The organism is Streptomyces sp. NPDC002623, from assembly GCF_053592635.1.
Genome location: NZ_JBSFWB010000021.1, coordinates 152696 through 177745, shown reverse-complemented (window position 1 = coordinate 177745; position 25050 = coordinate 152696). Strand labels below are relative to the sequence as shown.

The following is a 25050-nucleotide window of genomic DNA, read 5'->3' as shown; positions in this document are numbered from 1 at the left end:
CTACTTCTGCAGCACCGCGACGTCCTCGTCGGCCTGCGGGACGGCCACCGTGCCCCGGTCGTCCGGCAGGGTCTGGATCGTGAAGCCCGGGACGCCGTCCTCGGTGACCGCCAGGGTGCGGGAGGCGTAGACCGGGGTGGCCGTCAGGGGCTCCACGGTCAGCGCGTAGGTGCCCTTCAGGCCGGTGGGGACGGGGAGTTCGACGTCCTGGGTGGTGCCCGCCTTGATCGTGTACGTCTTGGAGACGGCCGTGCCGCCGCCGCTGCCCGCGGACGCGGTGACCTTCACCTTGGCGGCGCCCTTGGGGGCGGTCAGGGAGAGGGTCGATCCTTTGGCCCTGTTGTCGGCGGCGGACGCGCGTGTGCCGACGGGCGCGGTGGCGGAGATGAACGCCGACTCCTGGTCGGAGCCCTTGCCGCGCAGGACCCGTACGGCGGCGACGACGGGCACCGACTGGCCGGTCGGGGTCAGCACCAGGGAGCCGGACTCCCCGCGCGTGACGTCGCCCAGGTCGACCGAGGCCGTCATGCCCGCCTTGACGTGCAGCGTCTCGTGTCCGGCGGGGGTGATCAGACCTGAGGGGGAGGCGAGTTGGACCTTGAGGTCCGCGTCCGCATCGCCCGGGGCGTAGGCGATGAGGCGGACGGCCGTGGCGTCCTTGGGGATGCCCGGGATGACCTGGGTGCTCGCCGGGTCGGTGGCGGCGGCCAGCCAGTCACCGCCGAGCTTCTCGTCCAGGGCCTGCACGGCGGCTCCGACCCGGCCGCTGCGGACGTTGACGTGGACCGTGAGGTCCTCCTGCTTCTCGCCGGTGAGCGTGGACAGCAGGATCGGCTCGCTGGAGTGCGCCGGGACGGTGATGTCCTCCCCCACCGTGGTCGTGAGGGCGCCTTCCTTGCCGTAGAGCTCGATGTCCACGACGGCGGCGGAGTCGTCCGGATTGGTGAGGTGGACGTAGTCCGTGCGGTCGGCGGCCGTGCTGACGCCCGGGAACCAGAACTCCGTGTCCGGCGCGCCGCAGGTCAGTCCCTGCAGGCCGCGGCCGGTGCCGGCGGCGACCTGCGTGGTCTCCTGGACGGTCCAGCCGGGGGCGAACTTCCCCTCGGCGGTGCCCAGGAGCGCGGGCGCGTCGCCGCCTGTCGTGTCGCCGACGGCCGGGGTGCCGGGCGCCTCGGGGGTGAGGACGGGCTTCGCGGCCGCCTTCTTCTTGTCGGTCGCCTTGGCCGTCGCCTTGTCGGTCGGCGCGGCCGCCGACTCGTCCGTGACCGCGGCGAGTTCGGCCGTGCCGTCGCCGTCGGTGCCCTTGGTGACGGGTGTGAAGGACGTGTACGAGGTCTCGGCGAGGTCGGAGGTGCTGGGCGAGGGGCAGACCAGGCTCGTGCGCTCCACGGGCAGTTCGGCGGCCGCCTTGGCGGTGTCCGGGCCGGTGGCGTCCGGCTGCTGGAGCGTGGCGAACCCGGTGACGGCGGCGAGGGCCGCCGTGCCGGCGATCAGGGACAGGGTGGTGCGGTTCACTGCTGGCTCCCGTCGGGGCGCTCGCTGCCGGTGCCGTGGGGGTTCCGGTCCGGGTCGTAGGCGGGGTCGTAGCCGCCCTGGCCGTAGGCCGACGGGTCGTAGGCCTGCTGCTGGTAGTTCGGGTCGTACGGCGCCTGCTGGGCCTGGCCGTCGTAGGCGTACGGGTCGTACTGGCCGGCCTGGTAGGGGTCGTAGGACTGCTGGTCGTAGCCGCCCGCCGGGTACTGCTGGGCGTTCTGGTACTGCTCGCCCGCGTAGCCGGCGTATTCGCCGCCCGGGTAGGCCGACTGGTCCCAGTCGCCGTAGGACTGCTGCTGCGGGACCGCGACGGGGGTCTGCTCCTCCTGGACGGGGACGGGGAAGTCCTCGTCCTGGCCGGGCTCTTCGTTCTCGGTGTCGGTCTCGGCCTCGGCCTGGGCGCGCAGGCGGCGGGCGCGGCGGCCCTCGCCCTCGGCCGGCTCGGCGGGGACCGGCTCCTCCTCGGGGAGGTCGTCGTCGACGTCGCGGCGACGGCCGGGGAGGGCGAGGACGACCAGGACGAGGGCGAGGAAGCCCTGCGCCCACAGCCAGGCGGTGTGGGTGAACGGGTCGTCGTAGGTGACGTCCAGCTTCCCGCCGGAGGCGGGGAGTTCGAAGCCCTGGGCCCAGCCGTCGAGGGTGACGGGGGTGAGGGGCTTGCCGTCGAGGGTGGCCGTCCAGCCTTCGGCGACGGCGTCGGCCAGGCGCAGGACGCGGTCGTCGGAGCCGTCGGGGACGGTGGTGTGGATGTCGACGGGGCCCGCGGCGACCGGGGTTGCCGCGCCCTTGCCGGAGTCCGCGACGACGGCCGCGCGGGAGACCTCCTGGTCGACCCGCCACAGGGCGCTGCCGTCCTGCTGGCTGAGCCGCTTCAGGCCGGGGGTGGCGTCCAGGACGCGGGTGACCTCGCGGGGGGCTCCCTTGTGGACGAGGACGTAGCCCACGGCGAACTCGCCGAGCTCGTCGGCCTGGTCGGCGCCGGAGCCGGCGACGAGGTTGGCGACGACCTTGTCGAGCTGCTCGTTCTCGCCGTCGGCCGCGGCGAGCTCGGCGTCGCCCAGGCGGGCGCCCGAGCCGCGGACCAGCACGTATCCGACGCGGGCGGCGGAGTCGCTGTCGAGGACGAGGGTGCGGGCCTGGTCGCGGTTGCCGGCCTCCTCGGCGACGAACGCGGGCACCTGTACGGGGTCGCGGCGTTCGAGGGGGCCGTCGGCGCCGCCGATCATCCAGCCGGCGGCGAGGAGCAGCGGGCCGGCGGCCGAGGCGAAGGCGATGAGGGCGGCGACCGGCTGGCGCCAGCCGAAGCTCTGTTCGGCGACACGCGTGCGTGCCCCGTCGGCGCCGATGACGGCGGCGGCGAGGAGGGCGATGCCGTAGACGAGGGTGGCGGGGCCGGCCCAGGTGGAGCTGTTGGACAGGACGGCGAAGACGAGGCCCACCAGGGCGACCGCCCAGGCCGCCCAGACGCCGAAGTGACGCTCGGAGCGCAGCAGGGCGGCCAGCGCGGCCAGGACGATGCCGATGAGCATCAGGCCGTCGACGGTGCCGGGGCCGCCGGGGCTGGCGCCGAGCAGATCGAGCGCGGTGGCGGTCGAGGGGCCGAAGTCGAGGCCGGCCTGGGTGAAGAAGCCGAACGGCAGCAGGGTCAGCGACCAGGGCGCGAGGATCAGCAGCGGCGTGCCGAGCTGGGCCAGGAAGCGCAGACCGTAGGCGGTGATGTCGCCGCGGCGCACGGCCAGGACCGCGAGGCCGAGGACGAGGGCGATGGGCCAGACGATCGGCGTGAACGCGGTGGTGATCGTCAGCAGCAGTGCGTACGCCCAGGTGGCGCGCCAGCTGCCGCGGCCGCCGGAGCGGTGGGTCAGTCCGCTGGCCGCGGCGCCCGCGCGGGCGATGAGCGGCAGCAGGACGGCCAGGACGGCGGTGCCGACGCGGCCGCCGGCGAGGGCGCCGGTCGCGGCCGGCAGGAAGGCGTAGACGACGGCCGCCCACGCGCGCAGGAGGCGCGACTCGACGAGCGGGCGGGAGGCGAAGTAGGCGGTGAAGCCGGCCAGCGGCACCGAGCAGACGAGCAGCACGGTGAGGGCGAGGCCGGTCGAGCCGAGCAGCAGGGTGGCCATGGCGGCGATGATCGCCAGGTAGGGCGGGGCGGACGGGGTGCCGCCGACGCCGACCGGATGCCAGGCGTCGAGGTAGCGCGACCACAGCTCGGAGGCGTCGGCCGGGGCGGGCAGCAGGGCGCCGCCCGCGAGGGCGCCGCCGCCGAGGAGGTTGCGGCAGGCGACCAGGGAGACGAGCAGGAGGACCAGGAAGAGCACCGGGCCGGGTTTGCGGGCGATGCGCTTGAGGCGGGCGAACTGCTCGATCTCCAGGAAGTCGGCGTCGTCGCCGCCGGGTCCGGACTCGACGGCGCCGCCGTGCCGGCCCGCGCCGGAGACGGCCTCGGGGTCGTCGGAGCCGAAGAGGTCGCCGGCGACCTGTTCGACGGTGGCCCGCACGGTCGCGCCGGGGGGCGGGAACAGGGGGCGCAGTTCCTCCTTGTCGACCGTCGACTTCCCGCGGGCCCGCCGCCCGGCGATGATCCGCTCGGGGCGCAGCAGGGTGCTCAGCAGGCCGCGGATCTCGTCGAGGGCCTGGCCGGGGACCTTGCCGACGAGGTAGGCGACGGTCCGCAGCAGGGTGCCGAGGACCAGGCGCACCAGGATCCAGGGCAGCAGGGCCGTGCGGCTGTTGACGAGGAGGGTGTAGACGGCGCCGGCCTTGTCGACCTTGTGCGGGGAGGCGCTGGTGCGGCCCGCGCAGTCGACGGTGCGGCGCTCGCGGGAGGCGGCCTCGGCGTGCCGTACGACGGCCTCGGGGGCGATGAGGACCCGGTGGCCGGCGGCCTGGGCGCGCCAGCACAGGTCGACGTCGTCCCGCATCAGGGGCAGTCGACGGTCGAAACCGCCCAGCTGTTCGAAGACGTCGCGGCGGACCAGCATGCCGGCGGTGGACACGGAGAGCACGGACCGCACGTGGTCGTGCTGGCCCTGGTCCTGTTCGCGGCGGTCCAGGCCGGTCCAGCGGCGGCCGGAGTGGGCGATGGTGACGCCGACCTCGAGGAGCTGGCGGCGGTCGTACCAGCCGCGGAGCTTGGGGCCGACGACGGCCACGTCGTCACGGCCCAGTTCGAGCTCGTTCTCCACCACGCGCAGCAGCTCGGCCAGTGCGTCCGGTTCGGGGGCGCAGTCGTCGTGCAGCAGCCACAGCCATTGGACGGGCTCTCCGTGCGGGAGCTCCGGCAGGTCGTAGGCGTCGTCGCGCCACGTGCGCGTGACGGGGTCCCAGCCGCTGGGGCGCTTCAGGTACGGGAGTTCCTCGGGGGTGAGGACCGGGGCCGTGCGGTTGGCCTCCTCGACGGCCTGGCCGAAGCCGGTGCGCCGGGCCAGGTGCAGGACGCGGTCGTCGCCGAGGGCGTCGGTGACCAGCTGCGCGGACGCGTCCGAGCTGCCGGTGTCGGCGGCCATGACGGACTGGACGGGGCGCTCCTGGCCGAGCAGCCCGGCGAGCGCGTCGGGCAGCCAGCGGGCACCGTCGTGGGAGACGATCACCGCGGTCACTACATGACGCGGGAACTCAGGTGTGGCAGCGCTGTCTTGACGGGCTGCCGTGTGGCTGTGCACGGACATCGAGGTACGGGCCCCGGTTCGATGGACTGCGGTGGACTCCTGCGCCGTCTGGCGGCGGCGGGGTGTCTCGGACGAGCGCCCACACTATCGGCTGGGCAGGACGACGGCCCGCCGCCTGTGGATAACCCACCTGCGACGGGCCGTTCGGACCCTTGTGCCTCCGTGGAGGGGGCGGTTCTCAGACCGCCGCCTTCTTCAGGCGGCGGCGCTCCCGCTCGGAGAGGCCGCCCCAGATGCCGAATCTCTCGTCGTTGGCGAGGGCGTACTCGAGGCATTCGGAGCGGACCTCGCAGGCGAGGCAGACCTTCTTGGCCTCCCGGGTCGAGCCGCCCTTCTCGGGGAAGAAGGACTCGGGATCGGTCTGGGCGCACAGCGCGCGCTCCTGCCAGCCGAGTTCCTCGTCCGCGTCATCGACGTCGACCAGCAGTTGCTGCACCAGCTCGGTCATGTGCGCCCCTCGCTCTGTCTTTCGCGTCCCCGTGACGTGGCCGTTACCGATTCCGGCTGAACGACACGAGTGAAATTACAAGTGTGCTGCTCCGGGCGAGTCAAGCCGAGATCTGCTATTGGGCCCCTTATTCACTCTGCGGAACCAAGGCCATGCGGTAAGTGTTCAAATCGCCATAAACCTTGACAAGCAGATGAAGCCCCGGAGGACCACCGGCCCCGCACAGCGCTTGTACGGGTAAGGACGTCCTGAGGATCGATCCCGTTGCGGCACGCGCGCGGAAGCGAACCGGATCACAGTCGGATCACGGGATCGCCACGAGGCTTGCGCGCCCGGCTTGTGCGCCATGTGTCCCGGTGGCCGAGTGAGCAAACCTTTCATCTTCGAGATGAACCGGATGAGGTGAACCGCGTCCCACATACCGGGTGTCGAGTTGACAGTGAAGGTGTGAACCGCTGTGCTTGTGGGCATGCTCGCGAACTTGGCACTCACCTCGACCGGCTCCGCCGGGTCCCACGGTGCTGCCCGCGCTCGCTGTAGCTGTTGTCGCTGTTCCAGCTGTTGAGCCACACCCGCTCCGGCTGACGGCCGAGTCTCCCGCACCCGTGACCCGGGCGGGACCCGGTCTCTCGTTCCCTCTGACCTTCTTCATCACTGAGGAACCACCACACCCATGAACAGCGACAGCGACCTGCAGATCGCCGGCGACATCCTCGAAGTCCCGCACCTCCTCCAGGCACCGCGCGAGCACCCGGCCACCGTCGCCGAGTTCGTCGGCCTGGCCCGCTCCATCGCCGCCGACCGCGACCAGTGGGAGCACCTGGTCCGGTACGACGCGACGACCCGCTGGTACCACCGGCTGCGCACCGGCCCCGGCTACGAGGTGTGGCTGCTGTCCTGGGTGCCCGGCCAGGGCAGCGGGCTGCACGACCACGGCCCCTCCTCCGGAGTGTTCACCGTCCTGGACGGTGAGCTGACCGAGCGCACGGAGCGCGGCACGCGGGTGCTGGCGGCGGGGACGGTGGGGGTCCCCCCGCTCGAGCGAAGCCGAGAGTGGGGGAGGGTGTTCGGGGAGGGATACGTGCACGAGGTCGTCAACGACGCGCTGGAGCCGGCGGTGAGCCTGCACGTGTACTTCCCGGGGCTGACCGAGATGCCGATACACACGGCTTGCACGGCCATTGGCACGTACGACGAGGTGGACTCCGTCAGCGTGTAGGGCACGGCCTCGGCGGTGGCCGTCCGCTCGTACGGGTGGGCGGGTTTTCCACAGGCGGGTGGTTGTCCACAACCGGCGGACGGGTTGTCGGCGGCGCCTGCGAGACTGGCTCTCATGCGCATTGTGGTTCTGGCAGGCGGCATCGGCGGTGCCCGGTTCCTGCGCGGTCTGAAGCAGGCCGTGCCGGACGCGGACATCACGGTCATCGGCAACACCGGCGACGACATCCATCTCTTCGGGCTGAAGGTCTGCCCGGACCTCGACACGGTGATGTACACGCTCGGCGGCGGCATCAACGAGGAGCAGGGCTGGGGGCGGGCCGAGGAGACCTTCCATCTCAAGGAGGAGCTCGCGGCCTACGGCGCCGGGCCCGGCTGGTTCGGGCTGGGCGACCGGGACTTCGCGACGCACATCGTGCGGACGCAGATGATCGGCGCCGGGTACCCGCTGAGCGCGGTCACCGAGGCGCTGTGCGACCGGTGGAAGCCGGGGGTGCGGCTGATCCCCATGACCGACGACCGGGTGGAGACCCATGTCGCGGTCGAGGAGGACGGCGAGCGCAAGGCCGTGCACTTCCAGGAGTACTGGGTGCGGCTGCGGGCGTCGGTGCCGGCCGAGGCGGTCGTGCCGGTCGGCGCCGAGCAGTCGAAGCCGGCGCCGGGGGTGCTGGAGGCGATCGCGGAGGCGGACGTGATCCTCTTCCCGCCGTCGAATCCGATCGTCTCCGTCGGCACGATCCTCGCCGTGCCCGGCATCCGCGAGGCGATCGCCGAGGCCGGCGTGCCGGTGGTGGGCCTCTCCCCCATCGTCGGGGACGCGCCGGTGCGCGGGATGGCCGACAAGGTGCTCGCGGCGGTCGGCGTGGAGTCGACGGCCGCGGCGGTGGCCGAGCACTACGGCTCGGGGCTGCTCGACGGCTGGCTCGTCGACACCGTGGACGCGGGCGTCGTGGAGCGGGTGGAGACGGCCGGGATCCGCTGCCGGGCCGTCCCGCTGATGATGAGCGACCTCGACGCGACCACGCGGATGGCCCAGGAGGCTCTGGCGCTGGCCGAGGAGGTGCGGGGGGCGTGAGCGAATCCATGGGATCCAGCGAGTCCATCGGTTCCAGCGGACCCAGTGGTTCCAGCGGGGCCAGTGGTTCCAGCGGGGCCAGCGGGGCCGTCGAGAGGGGTTACCGGGTCTGGGCCGTGGGTGGGCTGCCCGAGGTGCAGACCGGGGACGACCTCGCCAAGCTGATCGCCGCCGCCGAGCCGGGGCTCGTCGACGGGGACGTCCTGCTCGTCACCTCGAAGATCGTGTCCAAGGCCGAGGGGCGGGTCGTCCGGGCGGCCGACCGGGAGGCCGCGATCGACGCCGAGACGGTACGGGTCGTGGCCCGGCGCGGGATGCTGCGGATCGTCGAGAACCGGCAGGGGCTGATCATGGCCGCCGCCGGGGTCGACGCCTCCAACACCCCTTCGGGGACCGTGCTGTTGCTGCCCGAGGATCCGGACGCCTCGGCGCGCGCGATCCGGGAGGGGCTGCGCGGCGCGCTCGGTGTCGACGTCGGGGTCATCGTCACCGACACCTTCGGGCGCCCCTGGCGTGCGGGGCTCACGGACGTGGCGATCGGCGCCGCCGGGGTGCGGGTGCTGGACGATCTGCGCGGCGGCACGGACGCGTACGGCAATCCACTGAGCGCAACGGTCGTCGCCACGGCGGACGAGCTCGCCGCCGCGGGGGATCTCGTGAAGGGAAAGGCCGCCGGGCTGCCGGTGGCGGTGGTGCGGGGGCTGGGGCATGTCGTCCTCGCCGAGGACGACGGGGAGAGGGAAGGGGAGGGGCTCGCCGAGAGCGTCGGCGGGGCTCGGGTCATGGTGCGGGGGGCGCGCGACGACATGTTCCGGCTCGGGACGTCCGAGGCGGTGCGGCTGGCGGTCACACAGCGGCGGACCGTGCGGTCCTTCACCGACGAGCCGGTCGATCCCGGGGCGGTACGGCGCGCGGTCGCGGCGGCCGTCACCGCGCCGGCGCCGCATCACACGACGCCGTGGCGGTTCGTGCTGCTGGAGTCGGCGGAGTCCCGGGTTCGGCTGCTGGACGCCATGCGGGACGCGTGGATCGCGGATCTGCGGCGGGACGGGAAGTCCGAGGAGTCCATCGCGAAGCGGGTGCGGCGGGGGGATGTGCTGCGGAACGCGCCTTATCTGGTGGTGCCCTGTCTGGTGATGGACGGGTCGCACGCCTATGGGGACGCGCGGCGGGACGCGGCCGAGCGGGAGATGTTCGTGGTCGCCGCCGGGGCCGGTGTGCAGAACTTCCTGGTCGCGCTGGCCGGGGAGCGGCTGGGGTCCGCGTGGGTGTCGTCGACGATGTTCTGCCGGGACGTGGTGCGGGAGGTGCTGGCGTTGCCGCAGGGGTGGGATCCGATGGGGGCGGTGGCGGTCGGCCATGCGGCTGAGGAGCCTCGGGCTCGGGCGGAGCGGGAGGTGGGGGACTTTGTCGAGGTGAGGTGAGGGGACGCTCCGCTGGGGGCCGGGTGGCTACGGCTACGGTGGGTTCGGGGCGGGGTTGGTGTGCGAGTGCGGGCTTGTGGGGGCTTGTCGCGCAGTTCCCCGCGCCCCTTGAGGGCGACCGCGGGTCGGTGGGGGGTTGTCGCGCAGTTCCCCGCGCCCCTTGAGGGCGACCGCGGGTCGGTGGGGGGTTGTCGCGCAGTTCCCCGCGCCCCTTGAGGGGCGACCGCAGGTCGGTGGGGGGTTGTCGCGCAGTTCCCCGCGCCCCTTGAGGGGGGACTGCGGGTCGGGGCTTGTGGGGAGCGCCTAGTCTCGTAGGGCATCACCCGCAATCAAGGGATTCCTGTGGCAGGACGGTTCTCTCCTCGGCCTACGCGTACGACTGTGCGCGGCGGGCATGTCGGTGTGCCGTCCGGGACGGGCTCCGGGGTGGGCTCCGGGGTGCCTCGGCAGGCTTCTGTTGCTGGGCGGGTGCGGGAGTGGGTTCCGCAGGGGCCCCTCGATCTCGGGCTGGTGCTCGGGCCGCTTCGGCGCGGTCCGGGTGATCCGACGTTCCGGGCGATGCCGGACGGGTCCGTGTGGCGGGCCAGTCTCACCCCTGCCGGGCCGGGGACGCTGCGTGTCGCGGCCGCGGCGGCCGGGGGTGTGGTGCGCGGGGAGGCCTGGGGGCCGGGGGCCGACTGGCTGTTGGAGCAGTTGCCCGAGCTGCTCGGGGCCTCGGATGCGCCGGAGGCCTTCGTGCCGCGGCATCGGGTGGTGGCCACGGCGCGGCATCGGCGGCCGGGGTTGCGGCTGACGCGGACCGGGCTGGTGCTGGAGTCGTTGATTCCGTCTGTGCTGGAGCAGAAGGTCACGACCGACGAGGCCTATCGGGCGTGGCGGTCGCTGGTGCGGAAGTTCGGGGAGCCGGCACCGGGGCCTGCGGCGGACGGGCGGCTGTGGGTGATGCCCTCGCCTCGGACGTGGGCGCTGATTCCCTCGTGGGAGTGGCATCGCGCGGGGGTCGACAACAAGCGGGCGTCGACGATTCTGCGGGCCGTGCGGGTGGCGAGGCGGTTGGAGGAGGCCGTGGGGATGACGGCGGAGGCCGCGCAGGCTCGGCTGGAGCTTGTGCCGGGGATCGGGCCCTGGACTTCGGCGGAGGTCGTGCAGCGCAGTCATGGGGCGGCGGATGCGGTGACCGTGGGGGATCTGCATCTGCCGGGGATCGTGGGGTGGGTGTTGGCGGGGAATCGGGATGCGGATGACTCGGTGATGCTGCAGTTGCTGGAGCCGTATGCGGGGCAGCGGCATCGGGCGGCTCGGTTGATCTTGTTGAGTGGGCAGGGGCCGAAGCGGCGTGCGCCGCGGTTGTCTGTGGGGGACATCAGGGGGCTGTGATGTCCCCCCCGTCCCGTCCCAGGGGGCTCTGCCCCCTGGACCCCCGTTCGGCCTGGACGGCCTCGTCCTCAAACGCCGGACGGGCTGGAGAGTGCTCACCCGGACTCGACAGGCACCCCCGGACGGGCGGGAATGCGCTGGTCCCGGGTCGACAAGGCACCCGGACTGGCCGGAATGCACGCATCCCCGGGTGAATCGTCGTTGCCTACTGGTCCGATGAGAAGCGGACTGCTCCCGCTGGGATTGTTGCGTCGCACCAGATTCTTGCGCCCTCGCGGAGTTCGTTGTCGGGGCCTACGACCGCTCCGTCTCCGATGACCGTGCCGGTGAGGATGGAGCGTTCGCCGACTCGGGCCCGGGCGCCGATGAGGGAGTCGGTGATGACGGCGCCCGGTTCGATGACGGCGCCGGGGAGGATCGTCGAGCCGAAGACCCTCGCGCCCCGCGCCACGAACGCGCCCTCGCCGACCACCGTGCCGCCCGTGAGTTTCGCGTCGGGGGCGACCCTGGCCGTCGGGAGGACCAGGCGGTCGCCGCAGCGGCCGGGGACCGCGGGGGACGGGGCCCGGCCCAGGACCAGGTCCGCCGAGCCGCGGACGAAGGCCGCCGGGGTGCCCAGGTCGAGCCAGTACGTCGAGTCGACCATGCCCTGGAGGTGGGCTCCGGCCGAGAGGAGGTCGGGGAACGTCTCGCGCTCCACCGACACCGGGCGGCCGAGCGGGATGGTGTCGATGACCGAGCGGCGGAAGACGTACGCTCCCGCGTTGATCTGGTCGGTGACGATCTCCTCGGGGGTCTGGGGTTTTTCGAGGAACGCCAGGACTCTGCCGGTCTCGTCCGTGGGGACCAGGCCGTACGCCCTCGGGTCCGTCACCTTGGTGAGGTGGAGGGAGACGTCCGCGCCCGTCGTCTCGTGCGTCGCCACCAGTCGTCTGATGTCCAGGCCGGTGAGGATGTCGCCGTTGAAGACCAGGACCGGGTCGTCCGGGGCCGAGTTGAGGCGGGACGCCACGTTGCGGATCGCGCCGCCGGTGCCGAGGGGTTCGTCCTCCGTCACGTACTCGATGTGCAGGCCGAGCGCCGAGCCGTCGCCGAAGTACGGTTCGAAGACCTCCGCCAGATAGCTCGTCGCCAGGACGATGTGCTCCACGCCCGCCGCTCTCGCCCGCGCCAGCTGGTGCGTGAGGAACGGCACCCCCGCCGCCCTGACCATCGGTTTGGGCGTGTGCACCGTGAGTGGGCGCAGCCGGGTGCCCTTGCCGCCGACCAGGAGGATCGCTTCAGTCACCTTCGTCTCTGCTTCCTGCCGGGACCGGCCGAACTGTCTTTCGGCCGGCCAGTGTATGCAGACCTTTGCAGACCCTCGCAGATCCCGCGTAGACCCCCCTCGCAGACCCTTTGTCCGGCTACTTGCACCTGTGCGCTCCGGGGTCTCCCCCCTGACCCCGGAGCTCACGAACGTGGTCGTCCGGCCCGCTCAGCGTCCCTGGTAGCTCGCCGAGGTCGAGCGGGCCGAGCCGAGCTTGCCGTAGAGCTGCTTGCCCGGGCACTCCGTGGCGAACCCGTCCCGATGGCCGGAGATCACATTCAGTCGTACGTTCTTTCCCTTTGCGTAGAGATTGCCACCCGCGGACTTCAGGTATGTCTTTCCTTTCGGATTCGCCCCGAAGAGGCCGAGTTTCCATGCCGTCAGCCGGGCGACGGCGTTGACCGTGGCCGAGTTCGGCTTGGCGGAGGTGAACGTGCCGAGGACGGCGATCCCCATGCTGTTGGTGTTGAAACCCAGGGTGTGGGCGCCGAGAACCGGCTTCGCCACTCCCCCGGCGCGACCCTCGTAAATCTTCCCGCACTTGTCGACTAGGAAGTTGTAGCCGATGTCGCGCCAGCCCATGCTCTTGACGTGGTAGCGGTAGATACCGCGGATGACCGACGCCGCCTGCGAGCACTTGTAGCTGTTGCCCGACGCCGTGTGGTGCACGAACGCCGCCTTGACCTTCGTCGTGTACACGAATCTCGTCTCGCGCAGGTTCTCGTCGGCTCCCCAACCGCGCCGTGTGACGATGCTCGGTCGCGGGCCGATGTACGGCTTCGCCCGCTGGGCCTCCGTCAGCTCGGCCGCGCGCAGGGTGAAGAGCTCGCGTTCGGTGCCCGGACGGTCCAGGGCGGGGATCTCCGTGGCGCCGAGCGGAGCGAGGGGGGTGTTGGCGGCGGAGGCGGCCTTCGTCTCCGCGGACATCCCTGTCGTTGTCGTTGCGGACGGGCCTGATGCCGACGACGTTCCGCCTGTCGTTTCCGATGCCGTTTCCGATGCCGTTTCCGGCTCCGTTTCCGACGCCGTTTCCGATGCCGTCTCAGATGCCGTCTCAGATGCCGGTTCAGTTGTTTCTGCGTCTGGGTCGGTTACGTTCTCGGTTGTGTCCTCCGTCGCCGGGTCCGGTGTGTCCGGTGTGTCCAGCGCGGGTGTCTCGGGGGGTGTCGCGCCGGTGCGCGGTGGGCCGGCCGGGACGTGTGCGGGGGTGGCCGCCCCCGGGTCGACCAGTTCCAGGCGCAGGCCGGAGGGGAGTGGGGCGGCGACCGAGCGGGTACGGGTCCCGCGTCCCGTCTCCTCCGTGCGGCTTTCGGTGTCCGGGTGGACGCGGATCTCGACGCCGTCGGAGTCGCCGACCCACAGCGGGGCCGTCGCGCCGCGGACCCGGCCCGAGGCGCTCTCGGACGTCTCGGGGTCGGCTCCGTGGTCGGCGTTGTGGGTCTCGACGTCCTGCCAGTCGGACCAGGCGCCGCTGTCGGCCGGCCGGGTGCGGACCTGGACGCGGCCGTGGAGTTCGGCCGCCGGGTCGTCCCAGACGACGCCGAGGAGGGAGAAGTGACGTACGTCCCGCCGGGGCAGGCCCTGGTCGGAGCCGGTGCCGCCGAGGGCCCGGTCGCCGGTGAGGGAGGTCAGGGGCAGCGACTGGGTGCTGCCCGGGAGGTCAGGGAGAGTCGGGGTGGTCGGGGTGTCGGGGCTCGTGACCCGCGTCGTCCCGGTGGGCACCGCCTTCGTGGCCGGTGCCGGTCGCACCGTCGCCGCGTCGGCGGGCGGCGTCAGCGGGAGCGCGAGAGCTGCCGCGCACGTGACGCCGATCGAGGTAGCTAGCAATCCACGCATGCCACTGATCCTGGACATAGTCATACATTTCTGTCCATCGGGGAATTGACGCGCCGTCGGGGTCCGTTGCGCCGAACCGGTGGCTCCGCAACGGCCACGCGAGCGGTGTCGCGGCGCGGGCGGCGCGTACGCTTGCGTGGGTGACTGCCACCGATCGCACCCCTGCCGACCTGCTGCGTTCCGCGCTGGCCGCGGATCCCGCGCGCCCCTTGGTGACCTTCTACGACGACGCCACGGGCGAACGGGTCGAATTGTCCGTCGCCACCTTCGCCAACTGGGTGGCCAAGACCGCGAACCTCCTCCAGGACGGACTGTCCGCCGAGCCCGGCGACCGGGTCGCCCTGCTGCTGCCCGCGCACTGGCAGACGGCGGTGTGGCTGCTGGCGTGTTCCTCGGTGGGGGTCGTCGCGGATGTGGCCGGGGATCCGTCGAAGGCGGACTTCGTCGTGGCCGGGCCCGGGGAGTTCGAGGCGGGGCTGGCGTGCCGGGGTGAGCGGTACGCGCTGTCGCTCGCGCCGCTCGGGCGACGGTTCGTGCCGGGGCCTCCGGACGGGTACGACGACTACGCCGTGAACGTCCCGAGCTTCGGGGACCGTTTCGCGCCGTACGTCCCTGTCGACGCGGAGGCGCCCGCGCTGATCGTGGCCGGGGCGGAGTACACCGGCGCGGAGATCGTGGAGCGGGCGCGGGCGGAGGCGTCGGGGCTGGGGCTGACGGGGCCCGGGGCGCGGCTGCTGTCGGGGTTGCCGTACGACACGTGGGAGGGGTTGAGCGCGGGGTTGTACGCGCCGTTGGCCAGTGGGGGGTCCGTGGTGTTGTGCCGGCATCTCGAGGAGGCCGGGGAGGAGGTTGTGGCTCGGCGGGTCGAGAGTGAGCGGGTGTCTGCGACGGCTCGGTAGGTACGGGGTGTTGTGGGCGGGGGTTGGTGTGGGCGTGGGTTGAGTGTCGGCGTCGGTCTGTGTGGACGTCTCTGGGGGCTGCCGCCCCCAGGCCCCCGCTTCGGCCCTGAACGGGCCTCGTCCTCAAACGCCGGACGGGCTGGATAGGCGCACCCGCCGACAAGCCAGCGCACAAGCTGAATGTGCGCGCCTCTCCGACAAGCCGCCGCGCAAGCTGGATACACGCACCTCCCCGACAAGGCGCCGCACGGCTGAATACGCGCCCCCCGCCGACAAGCCAGCGCACAAGCTGAATGTGCGCGCCTCCCCCGGCAAAGCACCGCACGGGCGGATTCACGCGCCCTCGGCTCGGCCGACAAGGCACCGTCCCCACCCCCTTCGTCACCCGTTCAGCCCACCCCCAGCCACCCCCGCGGCGCGGTTCGCGGCATCGTCGTAGGAGTGGCTCTGCGCGCTCGGGTGGCGGGAGGGGTGGATCGGACGTGACGTACTCGGCGGGTTCCGGTGGGCCCCTCGGGCCCGGGGCGGGGGCGTCCGCCGATGGGCGGGGGCTGGTGCGGCGGCGTCGGCGGCGGTGGGTGCGGTACGGGGTGGGGGCGGTGGGGGTCGTCGTCCTGGGGGTGGGGGTGGCCGGGTGGGTCGTCTATGTGAAGCTCGACGGGAACATCACGCCCGACGAAGCCGCCGCGGCCGAGCTCGCCCGGTATGCGAAGGAGCGGCCGACCTCGTTGGTGAAGGACGCGCAGAACATCCTGCTCATCGGGTCCGACTCGCGGTCCGGGGACGGCAACGAGAAGTACGGGCGGGACTCCGGGACCGAGCGGTCCGACACGACGATCCTGTTGCATCTGGCCGCCGGGCGGCACAGCGCGACCGCCGTCTCCCTGCCGCGCGACCTGATGGTGAACGTGCCGGGGTGTCTGCGGGCGGACGGGAAGCGGACCGAGCCGATGTTCGCGATGTTCAACTACGCCTTCCAGACCGGGGGTTCGGCCTGCACCATCCGGACCGTGGAGAAGCTGACCGGGGTGCGGATCGATCATCATGTCGTCGTCGACTTCAGCGGGTTCAAGGATGTCGTCGACGCCGTCGACGGAGTCGAGGTCTGCCTCAAGGAGGCGATCAGCGACAAGGCCGCCGGGCTGCGGCTGCCCGCCGGGAAGGTCACGCTCGACGGGGAGCAGGCGCTCGGGTATGTGCGGGCCCGCAAGTCGCTCGGGAACGGCAGTGACACCGACCGGATGGAGCGGCAGCAACGGTTTCTCGGAGCGCTCGTCAACAAGGTGCAGAGCAATGACGTCCTGCTGAATCCGGTGAAGCTGTATCCGGTGCTGGACGCGGCCACGTCCTCTCTCACCACCGACCCGGAGCTGGCGAGTCTGCGGGGGCTGTACGAACTCGTGCGCGGTCTACGCGACATTCCCACCGAACATGTGCAATTCCTGACCGTTCCACGGGAGTCGTACGTCTACAACGCGAATCGCGACCAACTCGTGGAGCCCGAGGCGGAGAAACTCTTCGAACTGCTGCGGACCGACACGCCGGTGGTGGTTTCTAAGGAAGTTCCCACAAACGCCTCGCCCTCGGAGTCGGGCGATCACGGGCCGTATCGGTCGGGGGCGGTGAGGCGTGCGGCTTCCGGGGTGTTTTCGCCCACTCCGCCCGCTCCGACGTTCCGCGGAAACACGGCCGCCGAGGACAGCTGCGGGTAAAGCGCTTGCCAAGCCGAGCCCTTCCGGTGAACTGGAGTTCAAGGAAATGCGGCGGATTGCCCGGTTGTAGGGGCGTGGAATTTGTCACGGCCGTCGCTTCGCGTCGAACTTGGTGGATAGTGTGAGCGATCCGGTGCACCCGGCCACGAGGTCCTTCCTGGGGTCGCGCACCGTGTGACCGAGACCCGAGCGCCTTTAGAGGGGAAAAGGCGCCGCGTGGCCCCGACGGAGGATTCGGACAACCGTGGACGCGCAAGGCCGTGGGCGGGCGGACAACATCGATCCCGCAGACCAGTGGGTGCTCAATCCGAACACCGGCGAATACGAACTGCGACTGAGCCCTTCCGCACCGCAGTCGTCGGTGCCCGGGCCTCGTAGGTCTGCCTCCGGTACGACCGGGGGCAGTGGCTCGGCTCGGGGGCGGGATTCGCCGTCCCCGTCTTCGGCGTCGCCGTCTTCGTCGGCTTCGGCGTTCTCGTCGGCGTCCTCGTCGGCGTCTTCGCCGTCTTCGTCGTCCGAGCAGGTGCCCGGGCAGCGTCGGCGACGGGGTGCGCCCGTGGAGGAAGCCGCGTCGAACCGGCGTGGGCGCCGGCCGGTGAAGAAGAAGTCGAAGGCGAAGAAGATACTGCTGTGGACCGGCGGGATCATGGCCTTCGTCCTGGTGGGGACGGCCGGTGCGGCCTACCTCTATCTGGAGCACCTCAACGACAACATCACCGCCGTCTCCGACGACGGCGCGAGCACCGGTGGCTTCAGCAAGGACAAGGCGATCAACCTGCTGGTGATCGGCACCGACAAGCGCACCGGCTCCGGCAACGAGGGCTACGGCGACTCGGGCAGCGTGGGCCATGCGGACACCACGATCCTGCTGCACGTCTCCAAGGACCGGACGAACGCGACCGCGCTCAGCATCCCGCGCGACCTGATCGTGGACGTCCCGGACTGCCAGACCGAGCAGGAGGACGGCTCCACCAAGGTCATCCCGGGCACGGACGACGTCCGGTTCAACACCAGCCTCGGGCAGGACGGCCGGACGCCGAGCTGCACCGTGCGCACGGTCACCGAGCTGACCGGGATCCAGGCGGACAACTTCATGGTCGCCGACTTCAACGCGGTGAAGACGCTGACCACGGCGGTCGGCGGCGTCGAGGTGTGCCTGGCCAAGGACATCGACGACGAGGACTCGAAACTGAAGCTGTCGAAGGGCACGCACACCATCCAGGGCGAGCAGGCGCTGGCCTTCGTGCGCACCCGGCACTCGGTGGGCTTCGGCGGCGACCTGAGCCGGATCGCGCTGCAGCAGCAGTTCCTCAGCGCCCTGATGCGCAAACTGAAGTCGAACGACACGCTCACCAGCCCCACCAAGATGATCAAGCTGGCGGAGGCGGGCACGAAGGCGCTGACCGTCGACTCCCAGCTGGACACCATCGACAAGCTGAAGGACCTGGGCCTGGAGCTGGGCAAGCTCAACGTCAAGAACCTGACCTTCACGACCGTGCCGGTGGTCGACAACCCGGCCGAGAAGGTCAAGGCGACGGTCGTGGTGAACAGCTCGACCGCGCCCACCGTGTTCCAGATGATCAAGGACGATGTCTCGTTCACCGAGGTGAAGGAGCAGGCGGCGGCGTCGAAGGACGCGGCGGCCGCGGCCGCGGCGGCCCGCCTCAAGGGCACCCGGTCCGCCGCCTCCGAGGTGCGGGTGCAGGTCATGAACGGCGGTGCTCCCGCCGGCAGCGCACAGGAGACTCTTAACTGGCTGCAGAATGATGAGGGCGTGACGAAGTCCGAGAACGCCGGCAACGCGCCCGCCGAGCTGAGCAAGACGACGCTCGAGTACGCGCCCGACCAGGCCGCACAGGCACGCAAGCTCGCCGCCATCATGGGGCTGGCGGGCACCGCCATGAAGCCGGGCAAGAGCGTCACCAACTCCCAGGGTCTGCCGACGATGACATTGACGCTGGGCAAGGACTTCAAGGGCGCGGGCGTCTCGCTCACGGCCCCGACCACCGTGCCGGACACGGTCGAGAAGTCCACGGCGGACAAGGTCGAGTGCGCCAAGTAGGTAACCCTTCGGGCCCGTCGTGCGTCTGACTGGACGCGGGACGGGCCCGTGTCAGGCGCACGGCGGGGAGGGGCAGGGGAATGGCGGGGAGCAGTGGGGTGCGGGGGGAGGTTCCCGCGGTCGACGACACGGTGTCATCGACCGAGCGGGGCCGGCAGGATCAGGACGCGCCCGAAGGAGACGCCTCGGAGACCGGGACCACCGGATCGACCGGGACCACCGGATCGATCGGGTCGACCGGGGGCTCCGTCGCGGGCGGCGCCGGCGGTGGACGCGGGGGACGCCGTGACACCGACCGCAAACGCCGTCGTCGACGCGCGTTGCGCTGGTCGGCGACCGTGCTCGCGGTGGTCATACTCGGCGGCGCGGGGGCCGGATACCTCTACTACGAACACCTCAACTCGAACATCAAGAGCGACGACCTGAACATCGGCGACGCCAAGGACCGGGCGGCCGTGACGGAGGCCAACGAAGCCGGGCAGACGGCGCTGAACATCCTGCTGATCGGTTCGGACGCCCGGGACACCGCCGAGAACCAGAAGCTCGGCGGCGCCAAGGACACCTTCGACGGTCCCCCGCTGGCGGACGTCCAGATGCTGCTGCACATATCGGCGGACCGCAGCAACATGTCGGTGGTGAGCATGCCGCGCGACACGCTCCTGGACATACCCAAGTGCACGGACCCCGACGACGGGACCACCTACCAGGCGCTGACCGACGAGATGACGAACGTGTCGCTCGGTCGCGGCGGCCCCGGCTGCACGGTGGCCACGTGGGAGAAGCTCACCGACATCCACATCGACCACTTCATGATGATCGACTTCTCGGGTGTGGTGTCGATGGCGGACGCGATAGGCGGCGTCCCGGTCTGCGTGGACGCCAACGTCTACTCGCACACCTCCAGCGGCAAGGGCTCCGGCCTGAAGCTGGAGGAGGGCACCACCTCCATCAAGGGCAAGCAGGCCCTGCAGTGGCTGCGCACCCGCTACGGCTTCGAGGACGACACCGACCTCGCCCGCGCCAAGGCGCAGCACATGTACATGAACTCGATGGTCCGTGAGCTGCGCGCCAACGCCAAGCTGACCAACCCCAACAAGCTGCGCAAGCTCGCCGAGGCGGCCACCAAGGCGATCACCGTCGACGACGGCCTGGACACCATCACGAAGATGTACGACCTGGCGGGCGAGCTGCAGAAGGTGCCCACCGACCGCATCACGATGACGACCATGCCGAACCGCTACCAGGGCAGCCGGGTGGTCCCGACGGACGACGCCACGCAGCTGTTCCGGCTGGTGCGCGACGACATCGCGCTGGACGGCAAGGACGCCAAGAAGACCGCGGTCACCGCCAGCCCGACGCCGACGGTCGCCGCGGACCCGGCCGCCGCGAACGACAAGATCGCGGTGCAGGTGCACAACGGCACCTCCACGGACACCGAGGCCCCGGTGCGCGGACGCGCGACCGCCGTGAAGGATCTGCTGGCGGGCAAGGGCTTCGACGAGGCCGTCGCGGACACCTCGGCGGCCACGGCCGAGGCGAAGACGGTGGTCCGCTACCCGAGCGCCGACCTCCAGGGCGACGCCCAGGCCGTCGCGAAGGCCCTCGGCATCCCCACGAGCCAGGTGAAGAAGTCCACCGACGTCTCCGGGGTCATGGTCGTCGTGGGCGCCGACTGGCGGTCGGGGACGACGTACAAGGTGGCGGAGACGGACGACACGACGCCCGACACCGCCGAGGCGATCAACGCGTCCGACACCACCCAGTGCATGCACGTGGACCCGAACTACACCTGGTAGTCCGGGTCCGGTCCGGGTCCGTTTCCTGGAGCGGGGTCCTCAGCGCGCGTCGCTGAGGACCGCGGGGCGGCGCGATGCGATGACCTTCCTGGCCAGCGCTTTCGGGCTGGTCAGGAAGCCGAAGCCCCAGCACATGTGCATGGTGGCGAGGGCGACGGGGATCTGCAGCCGGGCCTTCGCCGGCAGCCCCTTGCCCGCCGGCAGCGATCCGGCGACTATCGCCGCGAGGTAGCCGCCGGGGATCACGAAGCCCAGCGGGGTGAGCACGGCGCCCACCACGACGCCGGCCGCGATCAGGCACACCGCGGTCGGCGGGGCGAGGTAGCGCAGGTTGATGGAGCCCTCGTGGTAGCGGGCCACGACGTGCCGCCAACGGCCGTAGTCCTTGTACTGCTTGGCGAGTGCGCGCACGCTCGGCCGCGGCCGGTAGGACACCTTCAGCTCGGGCGAGAACCAGATCAGCCCGCCGGCCTCCCTGATCCGGAAGTTCAGCTCCCAGTCCTGGGCGCGGATGAACTCCTCGTTGTAGCCGCCCTGTTGCTCCAGCGCCTCGCGCCGGAAGACCCCGAGGTACACGGTCTCGGCCGGGCCGGCCTGCCCTCCCGTGTGGAAGGCGGCGTTGCCGACCCCGATCTTCGAGGTCATGGCCGCGGCGACCGCGTGCTCCCAGTCGTTCTCGCCCTCGGCGTGCATGATGCCGCCGACGTTCTGCGCGCCGGTCTCCTCCAGGAGCCGTACGGCGGTGGCGATGTAGTCGGGCGAGAGCATGCCGTGCCCGTCGACGCGGACGACGATCGGGTGGCGGGAGGCCTTGATCGCGGCGTTGAGCGCGGCGGGCGTGCGGCCGGTGGGGTTCGGGACGGTGCGCACGCGCTTGTTCTTGTGGGACGCAGTCTCGGACACGAGCTCGGCCGCGATCTCTTCCGTACGGTCCGTGGACGGACCGATGGCGATCACGACCTCCATCTCGCCGGGATACTCCTGCGCGAGGATCGCTTGGACGGCTCCGCGCAGATGCCGCTCCTCGTCGAGGACGGGCATGATGACGGACACGGCGGGGAGCTGCACGTCGGGCTTGGCGTTCATAGGACGCTCACGTTACCGCGAACGGGGGACACGGCCCGCCCCGCCGGGTGCGGCTGCACCGGTCGGCAGATCGTATGGGCCTACTGTGCGAACGGCTTCCCCCGCCCCACGGTCGCCGCCCGGAGGTGCCCCCCATGCCCACCACCCCGCTCCGGTCCCCGCGCCGCCCGCACCCCGGGCGCCGCGTGCCGCGTTCCCCCGTTCGCCGCCGACGGCCCCGCTGGGCCGTACGGGCGGCGACCACGCTCTCGGTGGTGCTGCTCGCCGCCGCCGGCATCGGTCACTCGGTGATCAGCAGCCTCGACGCGGACATCGCCCGGGTCGACCCCTTCAAGGACATGAAGAACCGTCCGCAGGCCGGCCACGGCATGAACGTCCTGCTGGTCGGCACCGACGGCCGCGACCGGATCACGGCGGCGGAGCGCCACCGGTACCGCCTGGGCGGGGCCCCCTGCCACTGCACCGACACGATCATGATCGTGCACATCTCGGAGGACCGGGAGCGGGCCAGCGTGGTCAGCCTGCCGCGCGACTCCTACGCCGAGACTCCCCCGCACACCGACCAGGTCACCGGCAAGCAGCACCACGGCCACCCGCTCAAGATCAACGCCGCGTACGCCGAGGGCGGCCCGCAGTTGACCGTCCGCACGGTCGAGCACATGACGCATGTGAAGATCGACCACTATCTGGAGGTCGACTTCACCAGCTTCATGAAGACGGTGGACGTCCTCGGCGGTGTGAAGATCTGCACCGCGAAGCCGCTGAAGGACTCGTACACGGGCCTGGACCTGGCGCCGGGCGCGCACACGCTCATGGGCGGCGAGGCGTTGCAGTACGTCCGCTCCCGGCACGCGGACGGCTCCTCCGACCTCGGCAGGATGAAACGTCAACAGCGCTTCCTGGCGGCCCTGGTGGACCGCGCCACCTCCTCCGGGATCCTGCTGAACCCGCTGCGGTTCCGGGACGTGACCCGGGCGGTGCTCGGCTCGGTGCGCGCGGACCGGGGCTTCGGCGCCGACGAACTGCTCGACCTCGGCCGGGCGATGCGCACGTTCTCCCCTTCTTCCTCCGAGTTCACGACCGTCCCCATCGGCCGGATGGGATACCTCGTGAAGGGCATCGGCTCGACGCTGAAGTGGGACCCGGTGAAGTCGCAGCGACTCTTCAGGGCCCTGCGCGACGACAAGCCCCTCGCCACGGCCGCCCGCTCCCTCGACGGCCGGGTCGCGCGGGTGGACGTGGCCCCGCAGCAGATCCGGGTCCAGGTCGAGAACGGCACGCACACGGTCGGCCTCGGCAGACGGGTGGACCGGGCGCTGGCCGCGGTGGGCTTCCGGACGACCCGGCAGCCGGTCAGCGCGGCCGACCCCTCCGCCCGGCGCACGGTCGTCGCCTACGACCCCCGCTGGGACCGCTCCGCGAAGTCCCTCGCGACTGCCCTGCCGGGCAGCGAGCTGCGCGCCGTCAAGGGGCTCGGGGCGACGCTGAAGGTGATCGCGGGCACGGACTTCCGCCAGGTGCGCACGGTACGGGCGGTGGACGCGGAGCAGGGTGAGTTCGGAGTGGTGCGAGGGGACGAGGTGGGGTGCCCCTAGGGGCCCTCGGGAGGCCGCGGGGAGGCTCCCCGATGGCGGGGGCCCGCCGCAGGGCGTAGGACGGAAGTCGGAAGAGCACGCTCGGGCCCGACCCGGGCCCCCTCACCCCCTGGAGGAGCCATGACCCAGCCCGGAACCATGAACGCCATGAGCAAGCAGATGCAGGACTGCGTCGAGGCGTGCATGTCCTGCCACAGCATGTGCGAGGAGACCATGAGCTCCTGCATGCAGATGGGCGGCCAGGCCCAGATGCAGATCATGCGCGCGCTCCTGGACTGCTCCGAGACGACCCGTATGTGCGCCGACATGATGATGCGGCGCTCGCCCATGTCGGCCGAGATGTGCGCGATGTGCGCCAAGGCGTGCGACATGTGCGCGGAGGCGTGTATGTCCATGCCGGACGATCCGCAGATGATGCGCTGCGCGGAGTCCTGTCGCCGCTGCGCCGAGATGTGCCGCACGATGGCCGGCGCCACGATGTGACCGCCGCCCACGCATGACGAGGGGCGCCCGCCGCGCGGCGGGCGCCCCTGGTCGCGTCCGGCGCCCCTGGTCGCGTCCGGTTGCTCAGTTGCCCGAGACGGTGACCTTCTCGTCGTTCTTCAGCTGGCTGACCAGCGTCTTCACCTTCGCCTTGTCCCAGACGAGGTTGCTGCCGCTGGAGCCGGAGATCGGCATGTTCATCGACTTGCCGTCGCCGCTGTTGACGCCCTTCATCGCGAAGAACATGGAGGCCAGGTCGTACAGGCCCATGTCCTTGTCGACGATCAGGGAGTCCAGGCCCGCGCCCATGGTCGGGTACAGCTTGAACGGGTTGAGGACCGTGCCCGGGGTGGCCACCTGGCTGGCGAGGGCCGCGAGGAACTTCTGCTGGTTCTTCGTGCGGTCGAGGTCGGAGCCCGCGAGCGCGTACCGGGTGCGGACGAAGGCGAGGGCCTCCTCGCCGTTCAGGGTCTGCTTGCCCTTCTTGAAGTCGGCGCCGGACTTGGTGTCCTTGATGTCCTGCGGGATGTCGATCTCGACGCCGCCGACCGAGTCGACGATGTTCGCGAAGCCCGCGAAGCCGATCTCCACGTAGTGGTCGATGCGCAGGCCGGTGTTGAACTCGACCGTGCGCACCAGCAGTTCCGGGCCGTCCTCGGCGTAGGCCGCGTTCAGCTTCACGTGCCGGCCGGTGCCCTTGTACGTCTTGCCGGACTCGGAGCCGACGAACGACGGGATCTCCACGTCGGAGTCGCGGGGCAGCGAGATCAGGGTGTCGCCGTTGGAGCCGGTGTGCAGGATCATCATCGAGTCCGTGCGCTTGCCCTCGGCGGAACCGGTGTGCAGTTCCTTCTTCTCCTCGGCGGACATGCCCTCACGGCTGTCGGAGCCGACGATGAGGTAGTTCGTGCCCTCGCCCGCCTCGGGCCGGTCGATGACCTTCGACAGGTCGACGTCGCGCTGGAGCTTGGAGTCGGCCCAGAAGTACGTGCCGACGGCCGTCACGACCAGCACGGTCACGACCGAGATCGCCGTCCACTTGATGCGGCGGCGCCAGTTGGGCGCGGGGCGCGGGGCGCGGGTGTCGTAGCCCCCCGGGCCGGCCGGTCCCCCCGGTCCACCGGGGTCGCCGCCGTAGACCTGGCCCGAGCTGTAGCCGCTGTCGTACCCGGTCTGCTGGGCGTTCGTGTAGTCGCTGTGTCCCTGACCGTTGACGTACGACGGCTGCGGCGGGACGCCGGCGCCGCTCGGCGGGGCGGCCGGGCCACGGCGGACCTGCCGCATGACGCGGGCGCTCTCGGGCTGTGCGCTCGCGCTGCCGCTTCCGTACCGGTTGCCGCGGTCGTTGTCGGACCATCCCTCGGGCCAATCGTTCATGCGGACCAGTGTGCAGGTCACTGCTGTGTCCTATACAGGGGCGTCGGAAAATCACAGCCCCGCTGTTGCCAAGCTGACACAAAGTCCCGAGTCGTCCCCCTCGGCATAAGAGCCTGTGTCACATCCCCGGCCGGATCAGCGCGCGGCGTCTG

17 protein-coding genes are annotated in these 25050 nt (G+C 71.3%); 10 read left to right on the top strand and 7 right to left on the bottom strand.

Annotated features, from left to right (window positions below):
- The 3 genes from ACWD4O_RS32675 to ACWD4O_RS32665 form a co-directional block, all read right to left on the bottom strand.
- Nucleotides 1-1515: a DUF5719 family protein gene (locus tag ACWD4O_RS32675; protein WP_451285418.1), complete on the bottom strand. Its 1515-nt coding sequence runs from the start codon at nt 1513-1515 to the stop codon at nt 1-3.
- Nucleotides 1512-5201, bottom strand: coding sequence for a glycosyltransferase (locus tag ACWD4O_RS32670; protein WP_451285416.1), 3690 nt, complete (start codon nt 5199-5201; stop codon nt 1512-1514). Before ACWD4O_RS32670 ends, ACWD4O_RS32675 begins: the two co-directional genes overlap by 4 nt.
- 178 nt (nt 5202-5379) lie before the next feature.
- Entirely contained in the window at nt 5380-5649 is a 270-nt protein-coding gene (locus ACWD4O_RS32665) for a WhiB family transcriptional regulator (RefSeq protein WP_020128551.1), read from the bottom strand.
- A gap of 673 nt (nt 5650-6322) precedes the next feature.
- Between ACWD4O_RS32665 and ACWD4O_RS32660 the strand changes: the two genes are divergently transcribed.
- The 4 genes from ACWD4O_RS32660 to ACWD4O_RS32645 all read left to right on the top strand — a co-directional run bounded on the left by ACWD4O_RS32660 (nt 6323) and on the right by ACWD4O_RS32645 (nt 10743).
- On the top strand, nt 6323-6868 hold the full coding sequence (locus ACWD4O_RS32660) for a cysteine dioxygenase (RefSeq protein WP_451285414.1): 546 nt from the start codon (nt 6323-6325) through the stop codon (nt 6866-6868).
- Nucleotides 6869-6982: 114 nt separating this feature from the next.
- On the top strand, nt 6983-7942 hold the full coding sequence (cofD, locus tag ACWD4O_RS32655) for a 2-phospho-L-lactate transferase (protein ID WP_451285412.1): 960 nt from the start codon (nt 6983-6985) through the stop codon (nt 7940-7942).
- A gap of 8 nt (nt 7943-7950) precedes the next feature.
- Nucleotides 7951-9366, top strand: coding sequence for a coenzyme F420-0:L-glutamate ligase (locus ACWD4O_RS32650; RefSeq protein ID WP_451285456.1), 1416 nt, complete (start codon nt 7951-7953; stop codon nt 9364-9366).
- A gap of 342 nt (nt 9367-9708) precedes the next feature.
- Entirely contained in the window at nt 9709-10743 is a 1035-nt protein-coding gene (locus ACWD4O_RS32645) for a DNA-3-methyladenine glycosylase family protein (RefSeq protein WP_451285410.1), read from the top strand.
- 205 nt (nt 10744-10948) lie between these two features.
- Here the strand turns inward: ACWD4O_RS32645 and ACWD4O_RS32640 are convergent, their stop codons facing one another.
- Both ACWD4O_RS32640 and ACWD4O_RS32635 read right to left on the bottom strand, forming a co-directional pair.
- Nucleotides 10949-12031, bottom strand: a complete 1083-nt coding sequence (locus tag ACWD4O_RS32640; RefSeq protein WP_450949623.1) for a sugar phosphate nucleotidyltransferase — start codon at nt 12029-12031, stop codon at nt 10949-10951.
- Between the two features lie 189 nt (nt 12032-12220).
- Entirely contained in the window at nt 12221-13888 is a 1668-nt protein-coding gene (locus ACWD4O_RS32635) for an N-acetylmuramoyl-L-alanine amidase (RefSeq protein ID WP_451285408.1), read from the bottom strand.
- Between the two features lie 140 nt (nt 13889-14028).
- Here ACWD4O_RS32635 and ACWD4O_RS32630 point away from each other — a divergent pair, with 140 nt between their 5' ends.
- The 4 genes from ACWD4O_RS32630 to ACWD4O_RS32615 all read left to right on the top strand — a co-directional run bounded on the left by ACWD4O_RS32630 (nt 14029) and on the right by ACWD4O_RS32615 (nt 20357).
- Nucleotides 14029-14787 carry a TIGR03089 family protein gene (locus tag ACWD4O_RS32630; protein WP_450949625.1) on the top strand — a complete coding sequence of 253 codons (759 nt, stop codon included), beginning with the start codon at nt 14029-14031 and terminating at the stop codon, nt 14785-14787.
- A 482-nt stretch (nt 14788-15269) separates the two neighbouring features.
- On the top strand, nt 15270-16499 hold the full coding sequence (locus ACWD4O_RS32625; protein WP_451285406.1) for an LCP family protein: 1230 nt from the start codon (nt 15270-15272) through the stop codon (nt 16497-16499).
- A 244-nt stretch (nt 16500-16743) separates the two neighbouring features.
- Nucleotides 16744-18561 (top strand): LCP family protein, encoded by a 1818-nt coding sequence (locus ACWD4O_RS32620; RefSeq protein ID WP_451285404.1) that lies wholly within the window; start codon nt 16744-16746, stop codon nt 18559-18561.
- A gap of 80 nt (nt 18562-18641) precedes the next feature.
- Nucleotides 18642-20357, top strand: coding sequence for an LCP family protein (locus ACWD4O_RS32615; protein WP_451285402.1), 1716 nt, complete (start codon nt 18642-18644; stop codon nt 20355-20357).
- Nucleotides 20358-20396: 39 nt separating this feature from the next.
- Here the strand turns inward: ACWD4O_RS32615 and ACWD4O_RS32610 are convergent, their stop codons facing one another.
- On the bottom strand, nt 20397-21443 hold the full coding sequence (locus ACWD4O_RS32610; protein WP_451285400.1) for a glycosyltransferase family 2 protein: 1047 nt from the start codon (nt 21441-21443) through the stop codon (nt 20397-20399).
- 134 nt (nt 21444-21577) lie between these two features.
- Between ACWD4O_RS32610 and ACWD4O_RS32605 the strand changes: the two genes are divergently transcribed.
- Both ACWD4O_RS32605 and ACWD4O_RS32600 read left to right on the top strand, forming a co-directional pair.
- Complete coding sequence (locus ACWD4O_RS32605; protein ID WP_451285398.1) at nt 21578-23038, top strand: LCP family protein; 1461 nt, start codon at nt 21578-21580, stop codon at nt 23036-23038.
- Between the two features lie 120 nt (nt 23039-23158).
- A complete protein-coding gene (locus ACWD4O_RS32600) occupies nt 23159-23521 on the top strand; it encodes a four-helix bundle copper-binding protein (protein WP_351918212.1) in 363 nt (120 codons plus the stop codon).
- A gap of 84 nt (nt 23522-23605) precedes the next feature.
- Here the strand turns inward: ACWD4O_RS32600 and ACWD4O_RS32595 are convergent, their stop codons facing one another.
- The gene (locus ACWD4O_RS32595; RefSeq protein WP_451285396.1) at nt 23606-24898 is read right to left on the bottom strand and encodes an LCP family protein; all 1293 of its coding nucleotides are present in this window, start codon (nt 24896-24898) and stop codon (nt 23606-23608) included.
- Between the last annotated feature and the right edge of the window lie 152 nt (nt 24899-25050).